The sequence below is a fragment of the Bradyrhizobium sp. 26S5 genome (assembly GCF_036923295.1).
Lineage (GTDB): Bacteria > Pseudomonadota > Alphaproteobacteria > Rhizobiales > Xanthobacteraceae > Bradyrhizobium > Bradyrhizobium septentrionale.
Genome location: NZ_CP145948.1, coordinates 7,426,312 through 7,440,168, shown reverse-complemented (window position 1 = coordinate 7,440,168; position 13,857 = coordinate 7,426,312). Strand labels below are relative to the sequence as shown.

At 64.0% G+C, this 13,857-nt stretch carries 12 protein-coding genes; 4 read left to right on the top strand and 8 right to left on the bottom strand.

Annotated elements, in window-relative coordinates:
• Positions 1 to 100 precede the first annotated feature (100 nt).
• Both V5279_RS35055 and V5279_RS35050 read left to right on the top strand, forming a co-directional pair.
• On the top strand, positions 101 to 721 hold the full coding sequence (locus V5279_RS35055; protein ID WP_338691577.1) for a TetR/AcrR family transcriptional regulator: 621 nt from the start codon (positions 101 to 103) through the stop codon (positions 719 to 721).
• A 106-nt stretch (positions 722 to 827) separates the two neighbouring features.
• Positions 828 to 1,802, top strand: coding sequence for a LysR family transcriptional regulator (locus V5279_RS35050; RefSeq protein ID WP_338691576.1), 975 nt, complete (start codon positions 828 to 830; stop codon positions 1,800 to 1,802).
• Positions 1,803 to 2,018: 216 nt separating this feature from the next.
• Here V5279_RS35050 and V5279_RS35045 read toward each other — a convergent pair whose 3' ends face one another.
• The 6 genes from V5279_RS35045 to V5279_RS35020 all read right to left on the bottom strand — a co-directional run bounded on the left by V5279_RS35045 (position 2,019) and on the right by V5279_RS35020 (position 9,506).
• Positions 2,019 to 2,987, bottom strand: coding sequence for an ABC transporter ATP-binding protein (locus tag V5279_RS35045; RefSeq protein ID WP_248114312.1), 969 nt, complete (start codon positions 2,985 to 2,987; stop codon positions 2,019 to 2,021).
• Positions 2,984 to 3,964 (bottom strand): ABC transporter ATP-binding protein, encoded by a 981-nt coding sequence (locus tag V5279_RS35040; protein ID WP_338701560.1) that lies wholly within the window; start codon positions 3,962 to 3,964, stop codon positions 2,984 to 2,986. The genes V5279_RS35045 and V5279_RS35040 overlap by 4 nt, the downstream gene beginning before the upstream one ends.
• Positions 3,961 to 4,878 (bottom strand): ABC transporter permease, encoded by a 918-nt coding sequence (locus tag V5279_RS35035; protein ID WP_029080358.1) that lies wholly within the window; start codon positions 4,876 to 4,878, stop codon positions 3,961 to 3,963. The genes V5279_RS35040 and V5279_RS35035 overlap by 4 nt, the downstream gene beginning before the upstream one ends.
• Positions 4,844 to 5,800, bottom strand: a complete 957-nt coding sequence (locus tag V5279_RS35030; RefSeq protein ID WP_029080430.1) for an ABC transporter permease — start codon at positions 5,798 to 5,800, stop codon at positions 4,844 to 4,846. The genes V5279_RS35035 and V5279_RS35030 overlap by 35 nt, the downstream gene beginning before the upstream one ends.
• A gap of 28 nt (positions 5,801 to 5,828) precedes the next feature.
• The gene (locus V5279_RS35025) at positions 5,829 to 7,622 is read right to left on the bottom strand and encodes a peptide ABC transporter substrate-binding protein (protein WP_338691575.1); all 1,794 of its coding nucleotides are present in this window, start codon (positions 7,620 to 7,622) and stop codon (positions 5,829 to 5,831) included.
• 465 nt (positions 7,623 to 8,087) lie between these two features.
• Entirely contained in the window at positions 8,088 to 9,506 is a 1,419-nt protein-coding gene (locus V5279_RS35020) for a M20 family metallopeptidase (RefSeq protein WP_338691574.1), read from the bottom strand.
• Between the two features lie 377 nt (positions 9,507 to 9,883).
• On the opposite strand from V5279_RS35020, the gene V5279_RS35015 reads away from it, so the two are divergent.
• The gene (locus V5279_RS35015) at positions 9,884 to 10,315 is read left to right on the top strand and encodes a hypothetical protein (RefSeq protein ID WP_338691573.1); all 432 of its coding nucleotides are present in this window, start codon (positions 9,884 to 9,886) and stop codon (positions 10,313 to 10,315) included.
• Between the two features lie 17 nt (positions 10,316 to 10,332).
• On the opposite strand, the gene V5279_RS35010 is transcribed toward V5279_RS35015, so the two are convergent.
• Positions 10,333 to 11,424: a mandelate racemase/muconate lactonizing enzyme family protein gene (locus V5279_RS35010; RefSeq protein ID WP_338691572.1), complete on the bottom strand. Its 1,092-nt coding sequence runs from the start codon at positions 11,422 to 11,424 to the stop codon at positions 10,333 to 10,335.
• Positions 11,425 to 11,572: 148 nt separating this feature from the next.
• Here V5279_RS35010 and V5279_RS35005 point away from each other — a divergent pair, with 148 nt between their 5' ends.
• Positions 11,573 to 12,934, top strand: coding sequence for a hypothetical protein (locus V5279_RS35005; RefSeq protein ID WP_338691571.1), 1,362 nt, complete (start codon positions 11,573 to 11,575; stop codon positions 12,932 to 12,934).
• Between the two features lie 76 nt (positions 12,935 to 13,010).
• On the opposite strand, the gene V5279_RS35000 is transcribed toward V5279_RS35005, so the two are convergent.
• Positions 13,011 to 13,223, bottom strand: a complete 213-nt coding sequence (locus tag V5279_RS35000; protein ID WP_338691570.1) for a hypothetical protein — start codon at positions 13,221 to 13,223, stop codon at positions 13,011 to 13,013.
• Positions 13,224 to 13,857: the final 634 nt, after the last annotated feature.

The window sequence follows — 13,857 nt, the reverse complement described above, 5'->3', positions numbered from 1 at the left end:
CCGTTGGAAATCGGCGGAGCGGTCCTCCGGTGGTCTACTTCCCTCTTGGTCGCGAGCGTCGCATTAAGGAACCCGGGATGGCTCATAACGGACGGATTGAATGACTAAGGGCGTCGCACAAGACCGCGCTCGCGGTCGGCCTCGCGATTCGGATGCCGACGAAGCCATCTTGAGGGCGGCTGTTGAGCTGTTCATCGAGAACGGAGCCGAGGCAGTGAATTTTGAGCGAATTGCCAAACTCACGGGGATTACTCGCGCGACCATCTACCGGCGGTGGAAAAGCAGGGACGAACTACTCATAACAGCAATACGCCACACGAAAGGACCGGGAAGGGACAGCCCGGAGGCGTTCGCGAACATGTCTCCTTCCGAGCTGCTGCACTTCTTGCGCGACGCATTCGTCGCTGCATTGACCCGACCTGAGCTGCCCAGGCTTGTTGCACGGCTGATCGGATTGCTTCCTGATCATTCGGAGGTGCTGACGATCTATCGCGACGAGTTCGTCGAACCGCGGTGGCAGGCAATTTCTAACGTCCTGGAAAAGGCACGTAGAACCGGTGCACTGCCTCGTCTGCCTGACAAGGAGCTGTTGCGAGAACTGTTAAGCGGAGCCATCACCTATCGTCTCCTTATGCGAGAAGGCATCCCGCAGCAGAAAGCGGAGAGAAAATGGGTCGACAAACTGATGGATCAATTGGGAATGAGACTTGAGAAGTTGTAGCGACCGAGGAATGGAGCTGCTGGCGGCGCGAACCTGCCGAACGGCGTGACGGCAGCCCAACAATCATTTATACAGCCAGGCATGAGAAAAACTTGGTCATGATGCCGTGCGCCGGCATCTCTCACTGAACGCATTGCGCGCCTTCGAGGCGTCCGCGCGGTTGTTGAGCTTCACCCGGGCGGGGATGGAGCTGCGCGTGACGCAGACCGCGATCAGTCACCAGGTCAAGCAGCTCGAGGAGTCGCTCGGCGCCAGCCTGTTCCGCCGCCTGCCGCGCGGGCTCGTGCTCACCGACGAAGGGCTGGCGCTGCTGCCGGTGTTGACCGATGCGCTCGACCGGATTGGAGCTGCGATCGACCGTATCGAGGCCAAGGGCACGCGCGAGGTCGTCACCGTCGGCTGCGTCACGACGTTTGCGACCGGATGGCTGTTGCAACGGGTCGACCGCTTCAAGCGCGCGCATCCCTATATCGACCTGCGGCTGCTCACCAACAACAACCGCGTCGACATCGCGGGCGACGGGCTCGATCTTGCGCTGCGCTTCGGCGACGGCTCGTGGCACGGCACCGAGGCGATCCATCTGTTGTCCGCGCCGCTCTCGCCGGTGTGCTGCCCCGATGCGGCAAGCCGGTTGCGCAAGCCGTCCGATCTCGCGCAGGAGTTTCTGCTGCGCTCCTACCGCGCCGAGGAATGGCCGTTGTGGTTTGCGGTGGCCGGCGCGCCGTGCCCAAAAATCCAGGGGCCGATCTTCGACAGTTCGGTGGCGATGGCCGAGGCCGCGGCGCGCGGCGTCGGCGTCGGGCTGGTACCGATCGCGATGTTTGGCAATGAGCTGGCGTCCGGCCGGCTGCTGCGGCCGTTCGCGGCAGAGGTTCCGGCGGGCTCCTACTGGCTGACCTGGCTGAAGTCGCGGGAGGTGACGCCGGGCATGCGTGCCTTCCGCGACTGGCTGCTCGACACGCTGCGGGCGGATGCGAGAGAGACGGAGGAGGGGACGGATGCGCCTGTCTCACGGCCGAAGGCAAAAACGAAGGCCAAGCCAAAGGCCAAGACGAACGCCGCGAAGAAGCGGAGCCGCTGATCTTCAAGCTTGCTTTCTATGCCGTCATCCCCGCGCAACGGCTCCGCCGTTGTCGCTGGAGGAGCCGCGAAGCGGCGTCTCGAAGGATGCACGGCCCGGCTGGTGGCCGTCGACCCTTCGAGACGCGCGCAAGAGCGCGCTCCTCCAGCGACAAAGGCGAAGCCTTTGCGCGGGGGTGACGGTCGGGGAGCAGAGTGCGCTGCAGAGCAATCCCCGCTACGCCAGATGGCACGCCACGGAGTGGCCGTTGCTGCCCTCCAGCAGCTCCGGCGCGGTCTGCCGGCAACGCTCTTCGGCGATCGGGCAGCGGGTGTGGAAGTGGCAGCCTTTCGGCGGATTCATCGGGCTTGGTACGTCGCCCTTGAGCCGGATGCGCAACTTTTTTGCCTTGGGATCCGGCACCGGCACCGCCGAGAGCAGCGCCTTGGTGTAGGGGTGCTGCGGGTTGCGGTAGAGATCGCTGGCCTTGGCGAGCTCGACGATGCGGCCGAGATACATCACCGCGACACGGTCCGAGATGTGCTCCACGACCGAGAGATCGTGGGCCACGAACAGATAGGTGAGGTTCAGCTCGGCCTGCAGATCCTCCAGCAGGTTGATGACCTGGGCCTGGATCGAGACGTCGAGCGCCGACACCGGCTCGTCGCACACGATCAGCTTCGGCTCCAGCGTCAGCGCGCGGGCAATCGCGATACGCTGGCGCTGGCCGCCGGAGAATTCGTGCGGATAGCGCCGCATGTGGTCGGCCTTCAGCCCGACCTTGACCAGCAGACGAGCGACGCGGTCCTCGCGCTCGCTGGCCGAGCTCACGAGGTTATGGATGATCAAGGGCTCGGCGAGGATCGTACCAACCGTCATGCGCGGATTGAGCGAGGCGAACGGGTCCTGGAACACCAGCTGCATGTTGCGCCGCATGGCGCGCAGATCGCCGCCGCCGAGCCCCATCACGCTCTTTCCGTCGAACACGACCTCGCCCGAGGTCGGTTCGATCAGGCGCAGCACGCAGCGGCCGGTGGTCGACTTGCCGCAGCCGGATTCGCCGACCAGCCCCAGCGTCTCGCCGCGATTGACCGAAAACGACACGCCGTCGACCGCATAGACCTGGCCGACCTCGCGCGACAACAGGCCGCCGAGCACCGGAAAATGCTTCTTCAGATTGCTGACGCGCAGCAGCGGTTCGCTCATGACGCGTCTCCGAGGTGGCAGGCCATGCGATGGCCGGGCGCGATCTCGCGCAGCCGCGGCTCCTGTTCGCCGCAGATGCTCATGGCGTGCTTGCAGCGGGGCGCAAAACGGCAGCCGGGCGGCGGATTGATCAGGATCGGCACCGAGCCGCCGATCGCCTCCAGCCGGGTCTTGTGCTCGGCGTCGAGATCGATGCGCGGGATCGAGCGGATCAGGCCCTGGGTGTAGGGATGGCGCGGATCGGCGAACAATTCGTCAACCCCCGCTTCCTCCACCACCTTGCCGGCATACATCACGACGACGCGCTGCGCGGTCTCCGCCACCACGCCCATCGCGTGCGTGATCAGCATCACCGCCATGCCGAGGCGTTCCTTCATGTCCTGCAGCAGGTCGAGGATCTGCGCCTGGATGGTGACGTCGAGCGCGGTGGTCGGCTCATCGGCGATCACGAGCTTGGGCCGGCAGGCCAGCGCCATCGCGATCATCACGCGCTGGCGCATGCCGCCGGAGAACTGGTGCGGATAGTGATGCACGCGGCCTTCGGCGTTGGGGATCTGCACCAGCTTCAACATCTCGATGGTGCGTTCCAGCGCCTGCTTCCTGGTCACCGCCTCGTGGCGGCGCAGGCTCTCGGAGATCTGCTCGCCGATGGTCAGCACCGGGTTCAGCGAGGTCATCGGCTCCTGGAAGATGAAGCCGATCTCCTTGGCCCTGATGTCGTCGAGTTCGTGGCTAGTCAGCGGCACGAGGTCGCGGCCTTCGAACATGATCTCGCCTGCGACGATCTTGCCCGGCGGCATCGCGATCAGCTTGAGGATCGACATCGCGGTGACGGTCTTGCCGCAGCCGGATTCGCCGACCACGCACAGCGTCTCGCCGCGGTTGATGCTGATGTCGACGCCGTCGACCGCCTGCAGGATGCCGTCGTCGGTGGTGAAATGGGTTTTCAGGCCCTTGATCTCGAGCAGAGCCATCAGATCACCTTGCGCGCGTCGAGCGCGTCGCGCAGCCCGTCGCCGATGAAGTTGATGGCGACCACCGCGATGAAGATCGCGCCACCCGGGAACAGCGCCCAATGCGGGCCGATGTCGAGAAAGTCCTTGGCGTCATAGAGAATGCGGCCCCAGGTCGGGGTGTCAGGCGGGAAGCCGAGACCGAGGAATGACAGCGTCGATTCCGCGATGATCGCGGCGGCAACGTCGATCGTGCCGGCGATGATCACGGGTCCGAGCGCATTGGGCAGGATGTGGCGCACCACCTGCCGCACCGGGCTCGCGCCGAGCGCGCGCGCCGCCTCGACGAATTCCTTCTCGCGCAGCGACAGGAACTGGGCGCGCACCAGGCGCGCGACCGGCATCCAGCGCAGGCCGCCGATCACAAGCACGATCAGGATGAAGATGCCGCCCTCCGGGCCGAACACTGCCCTCAGGCCGTCGCGGAACAGATAGATCAGCAGCAGCAGCAGCGGCAGTTGCGGCAGCGACAGGAACAGGTCGGTGAGCCACATCAACCCGTAGCCGAGCGCGCCGCGCGACATCCCGGCGAGCGCGCCGATCAGCGTGCCGACGAACACCGAGACCAGCATCGCGGCAAGGCCGACCGCGAGCGAGATGCGTCCGCCATAGATCATGCGGGCGAGCAGGTCCTGGCCGAGATCGTCGGTGCCGAACGGATGCGCCAGCGAGGGGCCCTGCAGGCCTGCCACGACGTCGACGTCGTTGATGGCGACGCGCCAGATGAATGGCCCGATCACGACGGCCAGGATCAGCACCGACAGCAGCACGGCGCTGACCACGGCCGGCTTGTGCCGGCGATAGCGGCGCCAGGTCTCGCGCCAGGGCGAATAGCCGCGCCGCTCAGCGGAAGGAGATGCGAGGGTCAAGCCAGCCATAGAGCACATCTGCGATCAGGTTGAACAGCACCACGAGACAAGCGAACACGAAGGTGACGGCCATGATGACCGGCGTGTCGTTGGCGAGGATGGATGAAATCAGGAGCGAGCCGATGCCGGGAATCCGGAAGATCTGCTCGGTGACGATGGCGCCGCCGAACACCGCAGGCATTTGCAGTGCAATCAGCGTGACGACCGGGATCATCGCGTTGCGCATCACATGCTTGACGATCACCTTGGCCTGCCCGAGGCCCTTGGCACGCGCCGTGGTGACATAGTCGAGCCGGATGACGTCGAGCATCGCCGAGCGCACGAAGCGGGTCATCGACGCCGCCTGGAACAGGCCGAGCACCATCACCGGCATGATGGCCTGCCGGATCATCTCCAGCGCCCATTTGATCCCGCTGCCCGGCACGTCGGTGTAGACGAAGGGCAGCCAGTCCAGCTTCACCGAAAACACCAGGATGAACAGGATGCCGGTGAAGAAGGTCGGTAGCGAAAAGCCGATGAAGGCGAAGGTGTTGGCGATCTGGTCGAACAGCGAATAGGGCCTTGTGGCGGCATAGACGCCGACCGGGATCGCAATCAGGAGCGCGAGCAGCTGCGCGGAGCCGATGATATAGAGTGTCGCCGGCAGCCGCTGCAGGATCAGCGTGTCGACATTCATCCGGCTGACGAAGGAAAAGCCCCAGTCGCCCTGCGCCATCGCCGCCAGCCAATGGAGGTAGCGGAGATAGATCGGGTCATCGAGGCCGAACTTGGCCCGAAGCGCGGCCTGCACTTCGGGCGGCACGTTGGGATTGGTCGCGAGCTCGGAGAACGGGTCGCCGGGCGCGAGTGCGAGCACGACGAACAACACCAGCGAGATTCCGAGCAGGCTCGGAATCGCGATCAGCAGGCGACGAAGGATATACTGACTCATGAGGGAGCAATCCGTTCGACTGACGTCGTCAGGCGTCCCTGTACCAATCCTGCAAATTATCCAGGTCGTTGGCCCAGCCGCTGATGACGGGGCGCAGCGTATTCGACGCGGCGCCGACCTTGATGCGGTGCATGACCGGAATCACCACGTTGTCCTGCCACATCAGGTCATTGCACTTGATGTAAAGGTCGGCGCGCTTGAGCGGATCGATCTCGTTCTCGGCGGCATCGACCGCGGCATCGAAGTCCTTGTTGGCCCAGCGCGGGAAGTTGCCGCCCTGCCACTTGTTCTCCTTGGTGGCGATGTTACGCGAATGATAGCGGCGCATGTGCAGCGCCGGGTCGGGCTGGGTCATCGGGATCTGGAACATCTCGATGTCGGCGAAGAATTTTGCGTAAGTGTCGGGATTGGCGACGTCGGAGGAGAAGAACACCGAGGCCACCACCGATTTCAGCTCGACGTCGATGCCGGCCTTCTGGCAGGCCTGCTTGACGATCGCCTGGGTCTTCTGGCGTGGCCCGTTGATCGAGGTCTGGTACAGCAGCTTGAGTTTCTTGCCGTCCTTTTCGCGGATGCCGTCCGAGCCGACCTTCCAGCCGGCTTCGTCGAGCAGCGCGGCTGCCTTCTCGATCGAGAATTCCCATTTGGTGTTCTTGGAGACGAACTCCTCGGGGCCATTGAGGTAACTGGCTGTGGTGCGGCCGGCGCGGCCGTAGATCGCCTTCTTGACGGAGTCGCGGTCGACCAGCAGCGCCAGCGCCTGGCGCGCGCGCGGATCGGACAGGATCGGATGCTTGGTCTTCAACGACGACCGTTCGCCGTCGACCTCGGTGTTCGGGTCGGTGAAGTTGATGGCGATGAACTCGATGTCGCCGCCGGGGGCGTAGACGGTCTTGCCCTTGCCGCCCTTCTCGAGACGCAGCAGCACCTCGTCTTCGACCTGCATGTTCCAGGCGTAGTCATATTCGCCGGTCTGGATGATGGCGCGTGCCGCCGAGACGGCATCGCCGCCGCCCTTCAGTTCGAACGTGTCGAAATAGGGCCGGTTCGGCATATGGTAGTCGGGGTTGATCTCGCCGCGGATCTGGTCGCCCGGCTTGAACTCGACGAATTTATAGGGGCCGGTGCCGACCGGTTTCAGATTGTTCGGCGCCTCGCGGGATTTGCTGCCCTTGTACTCCGCGAACAGATGCTTCGGGATGATGCAGCCATAGGCGCCGACAAACGCGTTCGCCCAGAACGGGGTCGGCTTCTTGAACACGACGCGAATGGTGAGGTCGTCGATCTTTTCGACCGAGCTGACATCGCCATAGGAGCCGACGCTCACGGCCGCCGTCGCCGGATCGCTGCAATATTCAAAGTTGAACACGGCGTCATCTGCCGTGAACGGCTTGCCGTCGTGCCATTTGACGCCGGGCTTGAGTTTCCAGACCACCGACTTGGCGTCGGCGGCTAGCCCGCCGTTCTGGATCGACGGGATCTCCGCGGCAAGGATCGGGTTGAGCTTGCCTTCGGTATCCCAACTCGCGAGCGGCTCGTAGAAAATCCGCGAGCCGTCCTGGTCCTTGGTGCCGGTGGCGAAGTGCGGGTTGAGCAGGGTCGGGCCCTGCCACCACAACAGCTTCAGCGGACCGCCGCCGCCGCGCTTGGTCGGCTTGTAGGGGCTGGGGCTCTGCGCCATCGCAACGCCGCCGAGGCTGAGGATCTGGTTCGCCATCGGAGCGGTGAGGCCGACGGCAATCATTCGCTTGACGAAGGCGCGGCGATCCATCCGCCCGTCCCTTACGTCGTCGATCATGCCACGCAGATTGTTGTCGAACATAGTCCCCTCGGTCCGGCTCACGTGTGATTGCGGCGGGCCGGGGAACCGGCCGCCGTCTTGGCGGCAGGATGGCACACCGAATGACCGCCAAGGTCAACGCCTCCCGGGGCTCGGCGCATAGGTCTTTTGGCTATCGCTTGTGCAGAACCTCGCGCGGCCGCACATCGGTTCGGCATTTCGGTGCCAAAGCCCGTCTCTGCGCGCCTCGCAGTGCGGAAAATTTGTTCGTTATCCTTTGTTCCGAGATGCTTTTTTGTCACGCAGGCCCGTTTTCGAACGAAGTGGATACCGGTTCGCGTCAAGAACACGCGCCAAAACAAAATCCAGAGCGTTTTCGAGCGAAGTGGATAGCGATACCGGTTGGCGCGAAGAAAACGCGTCAAAACAAAATCCAGCTCTGTTCCGATCCAGTCGGAACGGCGCTCTGGCCGGGCCCCGAGGAGCCCGGCCAGCAAATGTGGCGCGTCAGGCGACCGACATGTCCAACGGCGGTGCAACATTCGCCGGCAGCGGACTGATATAAGGAGTTCGGGTGGTCCGCTTCTTGAGATCGGCCTTGGCGGCTTCGATCAGCTCCGGCTCCAGCAGCGCCTTGACGCCGAGGCCGGCCATCGCCTTGGCGGCCTGCACCATCGCCTTGTGCGCGGCCGGCGTCTTGCCCTGCGCCACAACCTGCCAGGTGTGGAACGGCGTGCCGATTGCAACCGTCGGTGCATGGACCTGCACGGTCGGCACCACCCAGCTGACGTCGCCGACATCGGTCGAGCCGATCAGCGGATTGCGCTTGGCGTCGATCGGCACCAGGAAATCGGCGAGCGGCCGGTCGGTCGGCTCCATGCCGATCGCGTAATACACCGAGGCGATGTCCTTGTCGGTCAGGGTCGCGCGGATCTTACCGGCGAAATCCTTGTCGGCATCGTCGAAATGCGGCGGGCCGAGATCTTCCATGATCCGGTGCAGCGTCTGCTCCAGCGGCGTGTTGGGCAGGATGTTGGAGACCGCGGAGATGATCTTCATCTCGACCTTGGTCTCGGTCATCAGCGCCGCGCCCTGCGCGATCTTGTGCACGCGTTCGACCAGCTCGTTCATGCCGGGCAGGTCGCGGGCGCGGATCGAATAGCGCACGCGGGCATGCGCCTGCACCACATTGGGCGCGATGCCGCCGGTGTCGAGCAGGGCGTAATGCACGCGCGCGTCACTCGGCATGTGCTCGCGCATGTAGTTGACGCCGACATTCATCAATTCCACCGCGTCGAGCGCGCTGCGGCCGAGATGCGGCGAGGCCGCGGCATGCGAGGTTCGCCCGGTGAAGCTGAAATCGGCCCTTGTGTTGGCGAGCGATGGCGTCACCGCCACCTCCCAGAAACTGTGCGGATGCCAGGTGATGGCGATGTCGGCATCCTCGAAGGCGCCACAGCGCACCATGAAGGCCTTTGCCGCGCCGCCTTCCTCGGCGGGGCAGCCGTAATAGCGCACCCGGCCCGGCACCTTGTTGGCGGCGAGCCAGTCCTTCACTGCGGTCGCGGCCAGCAAAGCGGAAGAGCCGAGCAGATTGTGGCCGCAGCCATGGCCGTGGCCGCCGCTCTCGACCGGGCGAGGTTCGGCGACGCCGGCCTCCTGGCTGAGGCCGGGCAGGGCGTCATATTCGCCGAGGAAGGCGATCACAGGTCCGCCTTCACCCCATTCGCCCATCACCGCGGTCGGAATGTCGGCGAGATTCTCGGTGATGCGAAAGCCCTGATGGCGCAGTTCGGCCAGATGTTCGGCGGAGGAGCGTGCCTCGGTGTAGCAGACCTCGGGCATCGCCCAGACCCGGTCGCTCAATTCGATGAATCGCGGCTTGATCGTGTCGACGCTGCGCCAAACATCACTACGGTTGTCCATTTGCTTCGGTCCCTTAACTCGCTGGAGCATGATCCGGAAAAGTGTGAAGCGGTTTTCCGAAAAGATCATGCTCAAACAATGAGCTCAAAGCGCGATGACGATTCAACCCAATCTCATCGCGCTTTGAGCAATCTGAAGCACAAAAGGCTAGCAGCTTGCCGCGAGCGCGACTAGGGCACTTGCTTGCAGACCCGATCCGCGACTCGAAGCTATGTCTTCCGGCTTGGCTTCAAGAGCGGATATCGTCGGCTTGCCCAACCGTGTCCGCGAAGGGTCCAACAAAGGGTCCTACGGCGGAAGTTGCGAAAGCGACCCACGCATAGTACTCATCCCGAAATGCCCGTTGAAGTAGAGGGGACAGCAAGAGGGGAAGTAATATGTATCGGATGCTCGCCGTGGTCAGTATCACCATCTTCACGTTGGTAATGGCCGGTTCCGCCTACGCGGAGAAGATCTACTATCTTCACGACCCTGGCGGGAACACCGCCGCGCACATCTACAAGTACTCGCAAGTCAATGCGGAGTATGATCGCGTGGTGATCGATGGTCGCTGCAAGTCGTCCTGCACGACGGTCCTGGGGACCGTTCCCCTCAACAAGATCTGCATTACCCCGAGCGGCTACTTCATGTTTCACGCTGCACATCACGGCGATCGCAGCATTAACCCCGGCGAGACCCAATTAATGATGTCGGCCTATGCGCCCGAGGTTCGCGACTGGGTGATGCGGCACCACGCGCTCGAACAGGTGGACCCTTACACTTACCTGTACGCCAGGAATGTAACATTCATCCGCCAGTGCAACCGATAGCAGAGCCAGCTGTCCCATCATCCCGCGCTGAGCCGCTCCAGTCCCTTCCAGTCGAAGGCGATGCCGTGCCCCGGCCGATCCGGGGCGATCGCCAGTCCGTGCTCCAGAACCAGTGGGTTTGCGATGTAGCGGTCGAGGCCAAAGCCGTGCGCTTCGAGATACGAACGGTTCGGGCAGGCTGCCAGCAGATGCACGGTGATGTCATGCGCGCCATGGCTGGTCACCGGGACGTTGAAGGCCTCGGCGAGCCGCGCGATCTTCATGAAGCTGGTCACGCCGCCGCAATTGGTGACGTCCGGCTCGGCATAGGACAGCGCGCCGCCGGCGATGTAGGACTTGAACTCCCACAGGCTGCGCAGATTTTCACCGGCCGCAATCGGCACGCCGCCGGCCTGCAGGATGCGGGCGTGTCCCGCGACGTCGTCCGGAATGGTCGGCTCCTCGAGCCAGGTCAGGTCGAACGGTTGCAGGGCGCGCGCGGCGCGGATCGCCTCCTCGACCGTCCACTTCATGTTGGCGTCGGCCATCAGCGGAAACTCGTCGCCGAGATGGCCGCGCATCGCCTTCACGCGCGCCACGTCGGATGCGAGGCTGGCACGGCCGACCTTCATCTTGATGGCGCGAAAACCCTTGGCGAGGTTGTCGTCGGTCTGCTTGAGCAATCCATCGAGCGGCAGATCGAGATCGATGCCGCCGGCATAGCAGGGCACGCGGCGGTCGAAGCCGCCGAGCAGCCGCCACAGCGGCAGCGACGCGCGGCGCGCCTTGAGATCCCACAACGCGATGTCGAGCGCGGAGAGCGCAAGCACCGCCGGCCCGCCGCGGCCGCCATAATGCAGCGCCCACCATACTTTGTACCAGAGCTGCTCGGTGTCGTCGGCCTCCATCTCGCGCGCGATCTCGGGGATTTCGCGGCGCAGGATATTGGCGATGGCGCCGCCATTGCGGCCGACCGTGTAGGTGTAGCCGGTGCCTTCCGCGCCGTCGGCGTCGCGGGCGCGGATCGTGACGAGCTCGAACGCCTTGATCTCGCCATGCGTGCTGTCGCTCAGCACGACCGGAAGCTGGATCTTGTAGAATCCCACGGTGAAATCCTTGAGGATGGCCACGCCGGAACTCCTTATCGTCGGATGGATGCACTGCGCGGACACGATCCCAAAACCGCCTGCCGGCCGCAACCTCGCGCGCGCGAATGTCTGCCTTGAGCGATCAGTCTGCCTTCCTCTATGATGCAGCTCGCGAGGACGTGGTCCGACCATGCATGATGCTATTCCGTCTCTGTTGCCGAGAAATCCGGGCCACCAGTTCGTGCTCTATGCCGATTCCTGCTCGGGGGTAGCGGGCGCGCTGCATGAGCGGACCTTTGCCTCGGTGAATGATGTGGTGCGCCGGTTGCATCCGCGGCCCGAATTCGTCCTCTTTCCCGGCGACGAGATCATCGGCCTCACGGCGGACGCCGACGCGCTGCGCGCACAATGGCGGCATTGGCTCGAGACCGAGATGGGCTGGCTCGACCGGCGCGAGACGCCGATGTGGCACACCACCGGCAACCACACCACCTATGATGCGATGAGCGAGGCGGTGTTTCGCGAGGTGCTGAAGCTGCCGCGCAACGGCCCGCCCGGTCAGGAAGGGCTGTCCTATTGGGTTCGCCGCGACGATCTCTTGATGGTGTTCGTCCACACGCTGTGGAGCGGGCTCGGTGGCGAGGGGCATGTCGAGACCGACTGGCTCGAGGCGGTTCTCGCCCAGCACGCGGATGCCAGGCACAAACTGGTGCTGGGCCATCATCCGGTATTCCCCATCAATGGCTACAGCGGCGCCTATCAGCGCGAGATCGGCCACGAATACAGTGCGCGCTTCTGGGATATCCTCGTGCGCGCCGATGTGACCGCCTATCTGTGCAGCCACATCCTCGCCTTCGACGTTCAGGTCCATCGCGGCGTGCTGCAGCTCTGCACGGCCGGCGCGGGCACCGCGCACCGGATGCCCGAAGGCGTCGAGTATCTGCATTGCGTGCAGGCCGCGCTCGATCAGAGCGGCCTTCGCTACCAGGTGCTCGACACCGAAGGCGTCGTGCGCGAGCGGCTCGCATGGCCGCTGCCGTCGCTCGACCAGGCTTCGTGGTCGCCACTGCCGCGCGGGACGAGCCCTGCGCCACTCTCGGGAACGCCGGCGCCCACAACGATGATCGCCCTGAAATTGTCGGGCCGCACCGCAGCCGACATCGCTGCGCCTCAAACGCTGCTCTGCACGCCCGCGCCCGGGATGATCGCACCGCTCTGGCTAGGCTTGCGCGGGCCGAAACAGACGCTGACCTTGATCCTGGGACGCGAGCAGGGGCGCAGTCCTCATTACTGGATCGGTCCCGATCTCGGCGCGGACGCCGATTTCGCGCTCGATGTTGCCTTCTATCCCGATATGGGACCGGGCGGCGTGCTGTGGCGACGCAGCGGCGACACGCGCTGGACGTCGTGCACGGCGATTTCGGCGACCGGGCTTGAGCGCTTTTCCTGGCCCGCAGTCTGGAGCGTCGGCTGCGGCGAGGGCGGGCCGGACGACCAGCGATATGCCGGGCCGCGGCTCGAGATTGCGGCTGCCGTCATCGCATCGTCTTGAGCGGATGCGGTGGCTTCAGCTCTGTGGGAGGAGGAGAGCAAAGCTTCAGCGTGCGCTGACTGACAAAGCGAGCGGCCTAGCCGGGCTCTCTCGGCTTCGTCCGCTTTGCGCTTTTCAATTCGCGATTGATCAGCGTGCAGACCCGGCGCTGCGCCAACAGGTCGAGTCTGGCGCGCGTGATCCCTCGCTTGGTCTTGCCGTTGATGTCGAACGACCAACTCCAGGTGTCAGGTTCGATGTTGATGAGCGTGTATTCAATGTCCCGATGACGATCGATCAGCTTCTTCATGCCGTTTCTTTTTGTGAGCTGAGCCTGCATAGCCAGATCGCGACGGCGTCTGTATCCGGACGACTACTTACGCAATTGGTCTAAGCGGAATTTTCGCAAATCACTGAGTTGGGGTCGTTGTCCAGTGGCTGCGTGAAAAATATTTCGCTTTATCAGAAATACAACTCGGTGTATGGTCTGCCGGTCTCACCCGATCGAGGGGCGCTGCGCATCGTCACGGGTGTTGCGGTGAGATGCGGTGGACGCTGAATGGGCAACTGACGAGTGCCCATGAAGTGGACGGTGAAGTCGTGTGGTCCTGACGCCCTAGCGGCAGGTGTCTCGTCGCAACACGCGATGGCGTGTTGCGGAGGCGGTGACAAGCAAGCCCAGTCTCGCCGGGGAGAGCACGAAGTAAGCCGTAACCCATCGCGCAGGGAAAGCCGGGATGTTCCCGGTTACACCTGTGGTCCTACCCCCGAGCCTTCTACCTTTGCTCGGGGCCCATGGGTGCGATCGGCACCCGGCTTTCCCTGCGCCCTCTGTTCAACAGAGGGCGGAACGAAGAGCAAAGCTCGGACAAATCATGTCGCGAGAATGCGAAGCTATGTCCCCACCCTAACTGTCATCGCCCGGCTCGACCGGGCGATCCAGT

Coding starts and splice junctions, on each gene's coding strand:
- V5279_RS35015 (WP_338691573.1), top strand. CDS start 9,884: ATGTATCGGATGCTCGCCGTGGTCAGTATCACCATCTTCACGTTGGTA.
- V5279_RS35030 (WP_029080430.1), bottom strand. CDS start 5,800: ATGAGTCAGTATATCCTTCGTCGCCTGCTGATCGCGATTCCGAGCCTG.
- V5279_RS35005 (WP_338691571.1), top strand. CDS start 11,573: ATGCATGATGCTATTCCGTCTCTGTTGCCGAGAAATCCGGGCCACCAG.
- V5279_RS35000 (WP_338691570.1), bottom strand. CDS start 13,223: ATGAAGAAGCTGATCGATCGTCATCGGGACATTGAATACACGCTCATC.
- V5279_RS35025 (WP_338691575.1), bottom strand. CDS start 7,622: ATGTTCGACAACAATCTGCGTGGCATGATCGACGACGTAAGGGACGGG.
- V5279_RS35045 (WP_248114312.1), bottom strand. CDS start 2,987: ATGAGCGAACCGCTGCTGCGCGTCAGCAATCTGAAGAAGCATTTTCCG.
- V5279_RS35055 (WP_338691577.1), top strand. CDS start 101: ATGACTAAGGGCGTCGCACAAGACCGCGCTCGCGGTCGGCCTCGCGAT.
- V5279_RS35035 (WP_029080358.1), bottom strand. CDS start 4,878: ATGGCTGGCTTGACCCTCGCATCTCCTTCCGCTGAGCGGCGCGGCTAT.
- V5279_RS35020 (WP_338691574.1), bottom strand. CDS start 9,506: ATGGACAACCGTAGTGATGTTTGGCGCAGCGTCGACACGATCAAGCCG.